At 70.4% G+C, this 13,520-nt stretch carries 11 protein-coding genes; 8 read left to right on the forward strand and 3 right to left on the reverse strand.

The features are described from left to right. Window positions 1-399: 399 nt before the first annotated feature. Both mqnE and ACIBZJ_RS31510 read left to right on the forward strand, forming a co-directional pair. Entirely contained in the window at window positions 400-1,569 is a 1,170-nt protein-coding gene (gene mqnE / locus ACIBZJ_RS31505) for an aminofutalosine synthase MqnE (RefSeq protein ID WP_395936058.1), read from the forward strand. A 2-nt stretch (window positions 1,570-1,571) separates the two neighbouring features. Further along, window positions 1,572-1,874, forward strand: a complete 303-nt coding sequence (locus ACIBZJ_RS31510) for a DUF4229 domain-containing protein (RefSeq protein WP_395936060.1) — start codon at window positions 1,572-1,574, stop codon at window positions 1,872-1,874. Between the two features lie 190 nt (window positions 1,875-2,064). On the opposite strand, the gene ACIBZJ_RS31515 is transcribed toward ACIBZJ_RS31510, so the two are convergent. Then, window positions 2,065-2,865 (reverse strand): aminoglycoside phosphotransferase, encoded by an 801-nt coding sequence (locus ACIBZJ_RS31515; protein ID WP_395936294.1) that lies wholly within the window; start codon window positions 2,863-2,865, stop codon window positions 2,065-2,067. 195 nt (window positions 2,866-3,060) lie between these two features. Beyond that, a complete protein-coding gene (locus ACIBZJ_RS31520; RefSeq protein ID WP_395936062.1) occupies window positions 3,061-5,139 on the reverse strand; it encodes a HelD family protein in 2,079 nt (692 codons plus the stop codon). Between the two features lie 430 nt (window positions 5,140-5,569). Here ACIBZJ_RS31520 and ACIBZJ_RS31525 point away from each other — a divergent pair, with 430 nt between their 5' ends. The 6 genes from ACIBZJ_RS31525 (at window position 5,570) to ACIBZJ_RS31550 (ending at window position 11,877) form a co-directional block, all read left to right on the forward strand. Next, on the forward strand, window positions 5,570-5,845 hold the full coding sequence (locus tag ACIBZJ_RS31525) for an isoamylase early set domain-containing protein (RefSeq protein WP_395936064.1): 276 nt from the start codon (window positions 5,570-5,572) through the stop codon (window positions 5,843-5,845). Between the two features lie 21 nt (window positions 5,846-5,866). Further along, window positions 5,867-6,718: a menaquinone biosynthetic enzyme MqnA/MqnD family protein gene (locus ACIBZJ_RS31530; protein WP_395936066.1), complete on the forward strand. Its 852-nt coding sequence runs from the start codon at window positions 5,867-5,869 to the stop codon at window positions 6,716-6,718. 15 nt (window positions 6,719-6,733) lie between these two features. After that, a complete protein-coding gene (locus ACIBZJ_RS31535; protein ID WP_395936068.1) occupies window positions 6,734-8,362 on the forward strand; it encodes a molybdopterin-dependent oxidoreductase in 1,629 nt (542 codons plus the stop codon). A gap of 68 nt (window positions 8,363-8,430) precedes the next feature. Further along, window positions 8,431-9,627 (forward strand): cyclic dehypoxanthinyl futalosine synthase, encoded by a 1,197-nt coding sequence (gene mqnC, locus ACIBZJ_RS31540; protein WP_395936070.1) that lies wholly within the window; start codon window positions 8,431-8,433, stop codon window positions 9,625-9,627. 84 nt (window positions 9,628-9,711) lie between these two features. Then, window positions 9,712-10,728 carry a MerR family transcriptional regulator gene (locus tag ACIBZJ_RS31545; protein WP_395936296.1) on the forward strand — a complete coding sequence of 339 codons (1,017 nt, stop codon included), beginning with the start codon at window positions 9,712-9,714 and terminating at the stop codon, window positions 10,726-10,728. Window positions 10,729-10,857: 129 nt separating this feature from the next. Beyond that, window positions 10,858-11,877 carry a polyprenyl synthetase family protein gene (locus tag ACIBZJ_RS31550; RefSeq protein WP_395936072.1) on the forward strand — a complete coding sequence of 340 codons (1,020 nt, stop codon included), beginning with the start codon at window positions 10,858-10,860 and terminating at the stop codon, window positions 11,875-11,877. Between the two features lie 26 nt (window positions 11,878-11,903). On the opposite strand, the gene ACIBZJ_RS31555 is transcribed toward ACIBZJ_RS31550, so the two are convergent. Beyond that, window positions 11,904-13,520, reverse strand: coding sequence for an AMP-binding protein (locus ACIBZJ_RS31555; RefSeq protein ID WP_395936074.1), 1,617 nt, complete (start codon window positions 13,518-13,520; stop codon window positions 11,904-11,906).

Here is a 13,520-nt window from a genome sequence, read left to right on the forward strand (position 1 = left end):
GACGGGGGGCTTCCGGTGCGCGCCACCCATCAGCCGCGAGGCCCGGGCACATGTCCGTCTGAGAACATTAACCGGGTATAGCAGTTAATACGTAAATAGTCACGTATTGAACCCATGACGACCGTTCGCGCGGTCGGCGGAGCGCCCCGGCTCGGCTCGGCCGCGGTCGCCTGCGACGGGGCGAAGCCGGCGAAGCCGGCCGTCAGAACGGCGGCGAGCGCGACTAGTGGCATGGGTTTCATGTCCGGTCCTGTCTGGGTAGCCCTCAAAAAAAACGGACTAATCAGACGTAATCGCTGTCAGTGCCGACCGGCATCAGGGATTCACCTACGGTTCGCGGTGGGCCGGGACACAGCCCGCTCGGCCCGGGTGTCCGAGAGGCGCGCGTACGCTGGGCTCATGGATTCCGGCCTCATGCGCGAGATCGAGCAGAAGGTACGAGCGGGCGAGCGGCTCTCGTACGACGACGGTGTCGCGCTCTACGACTGCGACGATCTGGCCTGGCTCGGCGGCCTCGCGCACGAGGTGCGCACGGCCAAGAACGGCGACGTCGTGGTGTTCAACGTGAACCGCCACCTGAACATGACGAACGTCTGTTCCGCCTCCTGTGCCTACTGCTCGTTCCAGCGCAAGCCGGGCGAGAAGGACGCGTACACGATGCGGATCGAAGAGGCGGTCCGGCTCGCCAAGGGCATGGAGGGTGAGGGCCTCACCGAGCTGCACATCGTCAACGGGCTGCACCCGACGCTGCCCTGGCGGTACTACCCGCGGTCGCTGCGGGCGCTCAAGGAGGTCCTGCCGAACGTCTCGCTGAAGGCGTTCACCGCGACCGAGATCCACTGGTTCGAGAAAATTTCCGGCCTCCCCGCCGACGAGATCCTCGACGAGTTGATCGACGCCGGGCTCGAGTCGCTGACCGGCGGCGGTGCCGAGATCTTCGACTGGGAGGTCCGGCAGCACATCGTCGACCACGCCACCCACTGGGAAGACTGGTCGCGCATCCACCGGCTGGCCCACTCGAAGGGCCTCAAGACGCCCTGCACGATGCTGTACGGGCACGTCGAGGAGCCGCGTCACCGCGTCGACCACGTGCTACGGCTGCGTGAGCTGCAAGACGAGACCGGCGGTTTCCAGGTCTTCATCCCGCTGCGCTACCAGCACGACGGGGCGAAGCCGGCCGACGGGAAGATCCGCAACGTGCTCGAAGAGCGGACGCAGATGGCGACGCCGGCCGAGTCGCTGAAGACGTTCGCGGTGTCGCGCCTGCTGTTCGACAACATTCCCCACGTGAAGTGCTTCTGGGTCATGCACGGGCTGTCGCTGGCCCAGCTGTCGCTGAACTTCGGTGTGGACGACCTGGACGGCTCGGTCGTGGAGTACAAGATCACCCACGACGCCGACCGTTACGGCACGCCGAACACGATGCATCGAGACGGGCTGCTCGATCTGATCCGGGACGCCGGGTTCACGCCGGTGGAGCGCAACACGCGGTACGAAGTCGTGCGACGCTACGACGGCCCGACGTCGCTCGCCGAACGGCGTGCCGAGCCGCAGCCGATGTGGAGCTGAGAATGACCGAGCCGGATGGCTCCGAAGACCGTAGGCATGCGTTGGAGCGTCTGCACCCGGGCTTTCTCTACACGACGGCCCGGTTCATGATTTTCGTCGCCTGCGTCGTGCTGTTGTTCGTGATCGGGTTCCGGTCGTGGTTCCTGGTCATGGGGGCGTTGCTGCTCTCCGCACCGCTGTCGTTCTTCCTGCTGCGCAAACAGCGGGAGGCTTTCGCCGAACGCGTCGAGGGCCGGGTGAGCAGGCGTCAGGCCGACAAGGCCAAGTTGCGCGCCGCTCTGGCCGGCGACGACGACCAGCCCTAGGCGTCGAGCGGCAGAGGTTCGCCCGGGCCCGGCCGAGCACCGGATCGACCTCGCCGGCGACACCCCGCTGGCCAGCGCGGGCAGCAGCCGGTTCGCGAACTGACGCTGTGAGCAGTCAGGCTGCAGTACCCCCACCTGTGAGAGCCGCATTCGCGTGGAGGCCAGGTCGACGTGTGCCATCAGGCGGTGACTAGTTGAGGTGCCGAGCCCAGTGCTCTGCGCAGTGCGCCATGTCCGCGCGCCAGGCATCGTCCGGTGTCTGTTGCTGGATCTCGGCCCAGAGCGAGGCGTTGGCGGTGGCGAAGCCCTCGCGAGCACCGGCGGGTGCGTCGTGCCAGCCGGGTACCCGGGCGACCCAGGTTTCGGCGGACTGTGCGTCGTGGCCGGCGTTCATGAGTCGGATTGCCCAGACGCTGGGGTCGAGCCAGCTGGGGCCGAGGGTGGGCCAGGCCCAGTCGATGAGGTGGGCGCGGCCGTCGCGAATCAGGATGTTGTCGGGCGCGAGATCCGTGTGCAGGAGCTGGTCGCCGTCGAGCAGAGGGAGCAACTCCGGGCGCGAGTATGCGGCCCAGCGCTGACCGGCTCGACGGAGACCCGGGGTCTCCGGGCAGCGAACATTCGCTAGCTCGACCAGAGCGTCGACCACGAGAGCGAGATCGGGAGACCCAGGGGTGTAGTCGGCGGCCCGGGCGTCCTGGAGGAGTTCGTAGCCGAGCAGGTCCCAGCCGGCGGTCTGGACGCGCCAGAGCAGTCGTGGGCAGCTGGGCGGCAGGTACGGGTTCACGGCGGCTTCGCGGTCTTGCGCAGTGACCTGCCGGTTGTCGGTCTGGATGCCTTTGACGAAGACCGCGCCGCTCTGAACGCCGAGCCGGGTCGCGAGCGCGGAGTTCTTTCCGTCGCTGGCGTCGCTGGTCCAGTGGATCGGGCCGGTGTGCTGCTCGATCGCCGCGCGGGCCTCGGTGGGGAGTTGGTCCCAGGTGAGGCGGGGCATGGACACGCGGTTTCTCCGTGACGGTTGGTGCACGGCGGACGCCCCGACTTTACGACCCACGCCTTGATCAGCGACGGTCTCTGCTGGACGGCAATCCTGTACGGAGCCGACTACGCTCGTCTCCTCGGCCGCGACCGTGTCCTCTCGAGGCGCTGACAACTGTCGTCACCGGGCCAGAGGACGCACGGCCGCAGGTCAGGACGCATCCGGCCGTCCAGGATCGAGGCATGGGTCGACTTTGGTACTGGAATTGCTGGCCAGGGACTCGGGCAACGGCCGGGTGTGGAGCACGATCAGGCGGGAGACGGCTCGGGTCAGCACCACGTAGAGGCGGTTCAGTCCGCGTGGCTCCGCGGCGACTATCGCCGCCGGTTCGAGGACGATGACGGTGTCGAACTCCAGGCCCTTGGCGAGGCTGGCCGCGAGCACGGTGACGGGTCGCTCGGTCGCCTCGGGTTCGGTGGGCGAGAGCTCGACGGCGACAGGTACTCCGGCGGCGGCCAGCCGGGCGGCGACGCCGGGTGTCTCGGCATCGGCGCTGATGACACCGATCGAGCCCGGGAGTGCCATCGCTTCTGCGATGGCCGCCGCGAGTGTGTCGTCGAGGTCGGGGACTGCGCGTACGTCGAGTGCGCCTGTGGTGCGGCGCATCGAGGTGGCCGGGGCGACGCCGGTGGCGAGGGCGGGCAGGAGGCGGTTGGCGTAGTCGACGATCTCGGCGGGCATGCGGTAGCCGGTCGTCAGCGGGGTGATCTGGGTGTCCGGCTTGTCGAGGTCGGCGAGCAAGGCCTTCCAGTCGGTGGCGGCGTGGACGGCGGTGCCTTGGGCGAGGTCGCCAAGGACGGTGAGTGATCCGTGTCGTGACCGGCGCGCGATGGCGCGGGCCTGCATGGGGGAGAGGTCTTGGGCCTCGTCGACGAGGACGTGCCCGAATCCGGGGACTCGTTCGAGCTGGCCGGCGACCTCGTCGATGAGCGCCGCGTCGGCGGCCGACCACTTCGGGCGGCGCTGCGCGGGCCGGATGATGGCGGCCTGCTCGTCGGCGGTGAGGATGCCTTCGGCGGCGACGGCGAGGAAGTCGGGTTCGGCCAGGATCCGATTGACCAGGCCAGTCGGGGTGATAGCGGGCCACGATTGGTCGAGCCACGCACGGACGGGCTTCGACCGGGCCACGCGGCGTACCCAGGAGTCGGATGGTGCGCCGCCGCGGTATTCGCGCTGACGGCGGAATCGTTCGGCGACTTGGAGCGCGGCGCGGTCGCGGCTCGTCGCGTACGGGACGCCGGAGACGTAACCGGCCTTCGTCTCGGCCAGGATCGTGCGGAGCTCTCCGGGGCCGATGCGCAGGCGCACGCCGGGTTCGACGAGCACGATCGGCTCGGTGGGTGGTGCGAACCCGGCTGCGAGTGCGTTGGTCAGGACCGTCGCCATCCGGGCGTCGCCCTTGACGCGGGCGGCGGCCGGGTCGTCGATCGCGGTGACCGGCCCGTGCGCGACGACGTCGTCGATGGTCATCTGCTTGACGTCGGCCTCGCCGAGCGCGGGCAGGACCTGACTGATGTAGCTCAGGAACGCGGTGTTCGGGCCGACGACCAGTACCCCGGCGCGGCGGAGGCGCTCGGGATAGGCGTAGAGCAGGTAGGCGACGCGGTGCAGGCCCACGGCAGTTTTTCCGGTGCCCGGGGCGCCTTGGACGCACAGACTCGTGTCGAGTTCCGCGCGGACCAGCACATCCTGATCGGGCTGGATCGTGGCGACGATGTCGCGCATCGGGCCGACACGAGGCCGTTCGATCTCCTCGGTGAGCAGTCGCGAGCCCAGCCCCGATTCCTCTCCGGCGGTGAGCTGCTCGTCCTCGAACGAGGTGAGCGCTCCGCGGTCGAACCCGAACCGGCGTCGTCGCTGGACGCCTTCCGGCGTTACGGCGCTGGCCTGGTAGAACGCGGTGGACACCGGGGCGCGCCAGTCGACGACCATCGGCTCGCCGCTCGCGTCGGTGACGTGGCGGCGGCCCACGTGGAAGGTCTCGCCCGCGTACAGCGTGCCGCTCGCCCCGAAGTCCAGGCGGCCGAAGAACAGCGGGGTGGTGCCGTCGTCGAGGAGTTGCTCCATGCGCTTGGCCAGAGCGCGGGCGAGCATCTCGGCGGAGAACGGGTCGCCGGCGGCGTCGCTACGGGTCAGTTCCTCGGTGCGCTGGCGCATCGCGGCCAGCGCCGCGCGAGAGGCTTCGAGGTGAGTGGCTTCGTGTGCGAGTTCGGTGTCCAACGACGTCATTGGGGCCTCCGGGACCGGTGGATGGTCCCCACTGCCCTAGGCCCGGCGCGACGATCGGCCTCGCTCCGGGGCGCCCGGCTTCGACGGGGTTCTGGCGTGATGTTCGCCGCCGTCGGCGGCAAGACCAAGAACGATACGGCTGCGGACGCTCTGAGGCGAACCAGTTCCTGAGATGCGGCCCGCGTCAGCCGTGCCTCATCAGCGGTGTGGTCCCGATCCCGGGCGATGACGTCGAGGTGCGTCCCGCTGACGAAGGTTCGTGTGGCCGGGCCGGCTCGGACCGGCGTCCTGGTCGGGCTGGACGCGGCGCCGGTGAGGCGGCTGCGGGACCCTCGGCCGAGAGCTGATTTCTGATGGACCAAGAAAACTGGTCTAACTGGCATTAATCGTGCGATATTGGACGCACACTGGCAGGGAGAGGAGTCCGTTCGTGCTCAAGCGCACACCGCTGGACAACGCCAAGACCAAGGTCACGTTCACCCTGCCGATCGACGACCTGACGCAGTCCGTCAGCGTCGTGGGCGACTTCAACGGCTGGCAACCGGGCAAACACGAGCTGACCCCCCGCCGCAACGGCACCCGCAGCGTGACGCTCACGCTGCCGGCGGGTGAGCACCGGTTCCGCTATCTGGGCACCGGTGGCATCTGGCTCGACGACCTGGAGGCCGACCGGATCGACTCCCAGGGCAGCGTTCTGGTCGTCTGAACCCGACGTACTGTCGGAAGGGTGAAGGAAGCCCCCCGACGCCCCCGGGTCGGACACATCCAGTTCCTGAACTGCCTCCCGATCTACTACGGGCTGGTCAGGACCGGTGCGCTGCTGGACGTCGAGCTCAGCAAAGACACGCCCGACCGGCTGAACGACGCGTTGGTGCGCGGTGACCTCGACATCGGGCCGATCAGCCTGGTCGAGTACCTGCGCAACGCCGACCAGTTGCTGCTCCTGCCGGACATCGCGGTCGGCTCGGACGGCCCGGTGCTGTCGGTGAACATCGTGTCGCAACGGCCGCTCGACGAGCTGGACGGCCGGCGCGTCGCGTTGGGGTCCACCAGCCGGACCAGCGTGCTGCTGGCCCGGATGTTGCTCGCGGAGCGGTACGGCGTCCGGCCGGACTACTACGTCTGCCCGCCCGAGCTCGGCGTGATGATGCAGGAGGCCGAGGCCGGTGTCCTGATCGGCGACGCCGCCCTGCGCGCTCTCTACGAGGGCCCCGGCAGGGGCCTGACCGTAACCGACCTGGGCGCGGCCTGGCGCGAGTGGAGCGGTACCCCGATGGTGTTCGCGGTCTGGGCGACTCGGCGCGACTTCGTCGAGAGGCACCCCGGCCAGGTGAAGGACGTGCACGACGCGTTCCTGCGCTCGCGTGACCTCTGTCTCACGCAGATCGACGAGGTCGCCGCGGACGCCGCCCGCTGGGAGGTGTTCGACGCCGCGACGCTGGCCAACTACTTCCGGACGCTCGACTTCTCGCTCGGTGCACGCCAGGTCGAGGGGCTGCGCGCGTTCGCGGCCAAGGCGGCGGAGGCCGGTGAAGTGCCGCCGCTTCCGGCCGGTGGGCCGGAGTTCGTCGAGCTGTAGTTGCGGCTCGGCGCGATGCTGACGGACGTGACGACACGACGGGGTTGGACACTGCCCGGGCTACCGGCGTTGGCGGGGCTGGCGTCGGCGGCATCGGCGCTGGGTGCGGCCGAGGTGGTGGCCGCGTTCGTCGGACCGTCGTCCTCGCCGTTGACCGCCGTGTCCGGCGAGATCGTCGACCGGATCCCGAGGTCGATGGAGCAGTTCGGGATCCGGACGCTCGGGCATTGGGACAAGCCGGTGCTCACCGGAATCGTCGTGCTGGTGCTCGCCGGCGTCGCGGCGCTGGCAGGCATTCTGTCTCGGCGTCGGGTAGCGTATGGATTGTTGGTAATTATAGCTTTTGCGGTAATTGGGGTAGTTGCAACGGCTTCTCGGCCTGACTCGACCAGTTCCTCGGTCTGGCCGACCGTGGTCGGCGCGGGAGTCGGCCTGGCGGTGCTGTCGTGGCTGGTACCGCGCGCACTGGCCGCCGAGGACTCCGCCCGTGCCGCGGAGCCGGCCGATGTCGGGGGTGCGGCCGGCTCCGCTCCCCAGCCCGTCGGGCCTCCGCCGCTTCCGGTCACCGGGGGCGGAGCGGCCTCCCGGCGGGCGTTCCTGTATCTCGCGGGCGGCACCACAGCGGCGGCGGTCGTCGTCGGGGGCACCGGACGGGGGGTCGCTCGCTGGCGGGGCGTCAGCGACGAGCGAGCGGCGATCCGCCTGCCGAAACCCGCTGATCCGGCACCACCGGTCCCGGCCGGCACCGAGCTCGACGTCCACGGCATCACCCCGTTCTTCACCCCGAACGGCGACTTCTACCGGGTCGACACCGCGTTCGTGCTCCCGCAGGTCAACCCCAAGAGCTACCGACTGAAGATCCACGGCCGGGTCGGTCGCGAGATCTCGCTCACCTACCAGGACCTGCTCGGCATGCCCCTGGTCGAGCGTGACGTGACGCTCACCTGCGTCTCGAACGACGTGGGTGGCAACCTGGCCGGAAACGCCCGCTGGCTCGGCGTCCGGCTGAAAGACCTGTTGGACGAGGTGGCGCCGCACCCGGACGCGGATCAGCTCGTCGGCCGCTCGGCCGACGGCTGGACCTGCGGAACCCCGACGGTGGCCTGCCGGGACGGACGCGACGCGCTGCTGGCGATCGGGATGAACGGCGAGCCACTGCCGGTCGCGCACGGGTTCCCGGTGCGGATGGTCGTGCCCGGTCTGTACGGCTACGTGTCCGCGACGAAGTGGCTGGTCGACCTCGAGCTCTCGCGGTTCAGCGACTTCGACGCGTACTGGGTCCCGCGCGGCTGGGCCCAGCAGGGGCCGATCAAGACCGCGTCGCGGATCGACACCCCGCGCGCCGGAGCGAAGGTGGGAGGCACCGTGACGGTGGCCGGTGTCGCCTGGGACCAGCACACCGGGATCGAGAAGGTCGAGGTGCGGGTCGACGACGGCCCGTGGCAACCGGCGACGCTGGCCACGGCCGACTCGCGCGACACCTGGCGGCAGTGGCACTGGGACTGGGACAACGGCGTCAAAGGGGACCACACGCTGACCGCGCGGGCGACGAACGCCGACGGCGAGACCCAGTCCGAGCGGTACGCGCCCCCCGCGCCGGACGGATCCCAGGGCTGGCACTCCGTCGACGTCACGGTTCGTTGACCGGGCCCCGGCCGCCGACGACGTCGGACACCGATCTCCGGCCGGAAGGCCCGGGTACCCTCGACTGCGTGACCGGAACCGCTGCTACTGCCGACATCCTCCAGCGCGCCGCTGACGGTGGCCGCATCTCGCCGGACGAGGCGTTGCTGCTCTACACCGACGCGCCGCTGCACGCGCTCGGCGGGGCCGCCGACACGGTCCGGCGCCGGATGTACGGCGACATCGCCAACATCGCGACGTACATCATCGACCGGAACATCAACTACACGAACGTGTGCGTCACCGCGTGCAAGTTCTGTGCGTTCTACCGCGCGCCGAAGCACGACGAGGGCTGGTCGCACGACCTGGACGAGATCCTCCGGCGATGCGACGAGGCCGTGCAGCTCGGCGCGACCCAGATCATGCTGCAGGGTGGTCACCACCCGGAGTACGGCGTCGAGTACTACGAGACCGTGTTCAGCGCGATCAAGCGCGACTTCCCGTCGCTGACGCTGCACTCGCTCGGGGCGTCCGAGGTCGAGCACATGTCGAAGGTGTCACACGTCTCCATCGAGGAGGCGATCACCCGCATCCATGCGGCCGGGCTCGACTCGTTCGCCGGTGCCGGTGCCGAGATCCTGGTCGCGCGGCCGCGGAAGGTCATCGCGCCGCTGAAGGAGTCCGGTGAGCGCTGGCTCGAGGTGATGGAGACCGCGCACGGCCTGGGCGTCGAGTCGACGGCCACGTTCATGATGGGCACCGGCGAGACCAACGCCGAGCGCATCGAGCACATGCGGATGATCCGTGACGTGCAAGACCGCACCGGCGGTTTCCGCTCGTTCATCCCGTGGACGTACCAGCCGGAGAACAACCACCTGAAGGGCAAGACCCAGGCCACCGGGCTGGAGTACCTGCGGCTGGTCGCGGTCGCGCGGCTGTTCTTCGACAACGTCCGGCACCTGCAGGGTTCCTGGCTCACGACCGGCAAGGACATCGGCCAGCTCACGCTGCACTTCGGCGCGGACGACCTCGGCTCGGTGATGCTCGAGGAGAACGTGGTGTCGAGCGCCGGGGCCAAGCACCGCTCGAACCGCACCGAGCTGATCCACCTGATGCGCAGCGCAGGACGCGTACCGGCCCAGCGCGACACGCTCTACCGCCACCTGGTCGTCCACACCGACCCGGCGAACGACCCGACCGACGACCACATCGTGTCGCACTTCGCGTCGACCGCTCTGCCCGGCGGCGGCGTCGGACGCACCCTGCCGCTGGTCGAGGCCAGCTGAGAGTGATCTCGGCGCGCGAGATCCAGCGGGGCGCGCGATCATCTGTAGGTGGCGAGTGACGAGCGCGGTGGTGCGTCCGAGACGGTGCGCCCGTCCTGGACCGGCCCGCGTCTGACCGCGGGTGCGGTCGCCCGGCGGCTCGGCGTCGCGGTCACCACGTTGCGGACCTGGGACCAGCGGTACGGCCTCGGGCCGAGCGAGCACGAGGCCGGGCGGCACCGGCGCTACTCCGTGGAGGACGTCCGCCGTCTGGAGATGATGCGGCGGCTGACGTTCCAGGGCGTGTCGCCGGCGGACGCGGCCCGCACCGCTCTGGCGGCCCGGGTCGACGAGCTGGCTGAGCCCGCGGCCCGGCCGGCCGCGCGGGTTCCGAGCCGGCGGGTGATGCCGGTCGGGCTGGCCCAGGCGGCGGCACGTGGGCTGGCCCGGGCGGCCGGCAGCATGGATTCGGACGCGATCGCCGAAGAGATCCGGACCTGTCTGCGTACCTACGGGACGGTGCTGACCTGGACCGAGGTGCTGGTTCCGGTGCTCACCGCGCTGGGCCAGCGCTGGCAGGCCGGGCACAGCGTCATCGAAATCGAGCACCTGCTGTCCTGGCACATCTCGACCGAACTGCGGATGGTGATGCCCGGCCCGTCGGGTCCGCGCCGGTCGCGGAACAACGACGAGCCGATCCCGGCGCTCGCCCCACCGCGGACGCTGCTCGCGTCGGTCGACGACGAGCAGCACACGCTGCCGCTCGAAGCGCTGGCCGCCGCGCTGCGGGAGGCCCGGCGCGGCACCCGGATCCTCGGTGCGCGGGTCCCGGCCGACGCGATGGTCGAGGCCGTGCGCCGGACCGGGCCCGCGGTCGTCGTGCTCTGGTCGCAGATACCGGACAACGCTGATCCCACCGTGTTCACACGGTTGTCGGGGCTCGGGCGTCCGCTCAGGATGGTGGCGGCCGGGCCGGGCTGGGTGACCGCCCGCCGACGGTTGCCCAACGGCGTCGCGTTGCCGACGACGCTCGTCGAAGCCGTGGAGGGGGTGCTGGCGGCGCTGGGCGGACCGACCGGTACCGGGGCGTCTCGAGATGCGGGCCGACGCCTCTCACGGTAGGAATCGAGTCAGCGTTAATCGACTCAGAAGCGATGCGCAGCCGGATGGGACGAGGTCGACATGAGCACGCGAACCACCAGCACGGCTCGGAGGTCCGTCGTGCCGAAACCCAGACCGACGAGCGTGGACGTGCGGACACGCGTCGGTCTGGTGCTGGAGGAATTCCTCGCCGACTACACGGCGGTGCTGGGCCGGGTCGGCGAGGAGCTGTCCGACCTCGAGGCACCGCTGCAGGCCGCGGTGCTGGCCGGGGGGAAGCGTCTCCGGCCGCTGTTCGCGTACTGGGGTGGCCGGGCCGCCGGTGCACCGGACGGCGAGGAGCTGGTCCGGGCCGCGGCCTCGCTGGAGCTCCTGCACGCGTTCGCGCTGATCCACGACGACGTGATGGACGACTCCGACCTGCGTCGCGGACGCCCGTCGGCGCACCGGGCGCTGGCGGCCGCGCACCAGGCGGCGGGGCGGCACGGCGACCCCGACCGGTACGGCTCGGCGGCGGCGATCCTGCTGGGCGACCTGCTGCTGGTGCTCTCGGAGCAGATGCTGGTGTCGTCCGGCGCCGGCATCCGGGTCCGGGACGTGTTCGCGTCGATGCGCCTGGAGTTGATGGCCGGGCAGTACCTCGACATCGCCGCACCGACGCGCGGTGGCGTGTCGCTGGAGCGTGCGCTGCGGATCGCCCGCTACAAGAGCGGCAAGTACACGGTGGAGGCGCCGCTGCACCTCGGCGCGGCCGTGGCGGGCGCGCCCGCGGCGGTGGTGGACGCGTACACCGCGTTCGCGCTGCCCATCGGTGAGGCGTTCCAGCTGCGTGACGACCTGCTCGGTGTGTTCGGTGACAGCGCGGTGACCGGCAAGCCGTCGGGCGAGGACCTGCGCGAGGGCAAGCAGACCGCGCTGATCGCGCTGACCCGTACGCACGCGTCGCCGGCGGGGCAGGAGTTGCTGGCCGCGCAGCTCGGCCACCCGTCGCTGGACGTGGACGCGCTCCGCGGGGTGATCGTCGACTCGGGGGCGTGCGAGCGGGTCGAGCGGATGATCGCCGACCGCTGCGAACACGCGCTGGCAGTACTGGACGCCGCTCCCCTAGCCCCCGAAGGCCGCGACGCCCTACGCGAACTAGCCATAGCAGCAGCCAACCGCCACGCGTAGCCGGGTTCTGACCTGGGGCTCGCCTGTCAGCGTTGGTCTGGGCGGGCCGCCCTCAACAGGCGGGGGACTACTTTGCCGGTCGCGTTGCGGGGCAGCTCGGCGAGGAAGAACACGTCCCTCGGCACGCAGAACCGGGCGGCGCGATCGCGCACCAGGGCGCGGATCGCGTCCTCGTCCAGCGTGTGGCCCTCGCCGAGCACGACGTAGGCGGCGAGCCGCTGCCCCCAGTCGTCGTCGGGCACGCCGACGACGACGACCTCACGCACCCCGTCCGCCTCGGCCAGGATGTTCTCGACCTCGCGCGGGAACACGTTCTCGCCGCCGGACACGATCATGTCGTCGTCGCGACCGTCCACGAACAGCAGGCCGGTCCGGTCGAGGTGGCCGACGTCGCCGGTGCTCATGAAGTCGCCCCGGACCTCCTTGCCCGCGCCGTTCGTGTAGCCCTCGAACAGCATGCCGTTGGAGACGAAGATCCGGCCGGTGACGCCGACCGGCAGTTCGCTCCCGTTCTCGTCCAGGATCGTGATCCGCGTGCCGAGCGGCATGCCACCCGCGGTCCGCGGTTCCCGGCGGAGGTCGGCCGGGGTCGCGATCGTCGCCCACGACACCTCGGTGGACCCGTACAGGTTGTAGAGCACGTCTCCGAAGGCGTCCATGAAGTGCGGCGCGAAATCACCGATCAGCGCGGACCCGCTGCTCGCGACCGCGCGCAGCGCGCTCAGGTCGTGGGCTGCGCGGACGTCCGGTGGCAGCTCCAGCATGCGTTGCATCATGATCGGGACGACGAACACGCCGCCGGCGCCGTGCACGGCGAGATCCCTGAGCGTGGTTTCCGGATCGAACCGGCGGCGCAGTACCAGCGTCGCCCGCAGGCCCATCCCGACCTGCAGGCCGGCGAAACCCCAGGTGTGGAACAGCGGCGCCGGTATCGCGATCGTGTCCCGCACTTTCAGCGGGATCTTCGACAGGATCGACGCGAGCGCGCCCAGCCCGTGCGGCGGCGGCCGTCGCGCGCCTTTCGGAGCTCCGGTGGTGCCGGACGTCAGCACGATCGTCCGTCCGACGATCTCCGGTGGGGCGGCCCGGCCGCCGGGGTGCGTGGCGACCAGGTCCTCGAGCGTGCTTCCGGTCGTCGTGCTTCCGGTCGTCGGGGTTTCGGTCCAGGCCACGACCAGGGGGACGCCTGGCGGCAGGTCGCCGACGAGCGGGAGGAACTCCTCGTCGGCGATGAGGAGTTCGACCTGCTGTTCGCGCAGGACCGTCTGGATCTGGGCGGCCGGGAGCCCGGTGTTGAGCAGCACCGTGTCGGAGCCGAGCATCGCGGACGCGACCAGCGCCTCGATCAGCCCGGCGTGGTTGCGGCAGAGCACGGCGACCCGGGTCTTGCCCCGCACGCCGAGTTCCGTCAGGCCCTGGGAGATCCGGGTCGCGCGGTCGATCAGCTCGGCGAACGTCACCTGGCGCCGCTCGTCGATCAGCGCGATCCGCTCGGGGTCGCGGGCCGCGGCGCTGGTGTAGCCACCGGCCAGGCTCAGGCCCCAGCTCTTGAGCGCGACGAGTTGCCTGGTCACCCGGTCGGGACGCCCTGGCGCGATGATCCCGGCCCTGATCAGCGTGGTGGCGAGCTGCCCGGCGTACAT

This window comes from Cryptosporangium sp. NPDC051539 (assembly GCF_044454545.1).
GTDB lineage: Bacteria > Actinomycetota > Actinomycetes > Mycobacteriales > Cryptosporangiaceae > Cryptosporangium.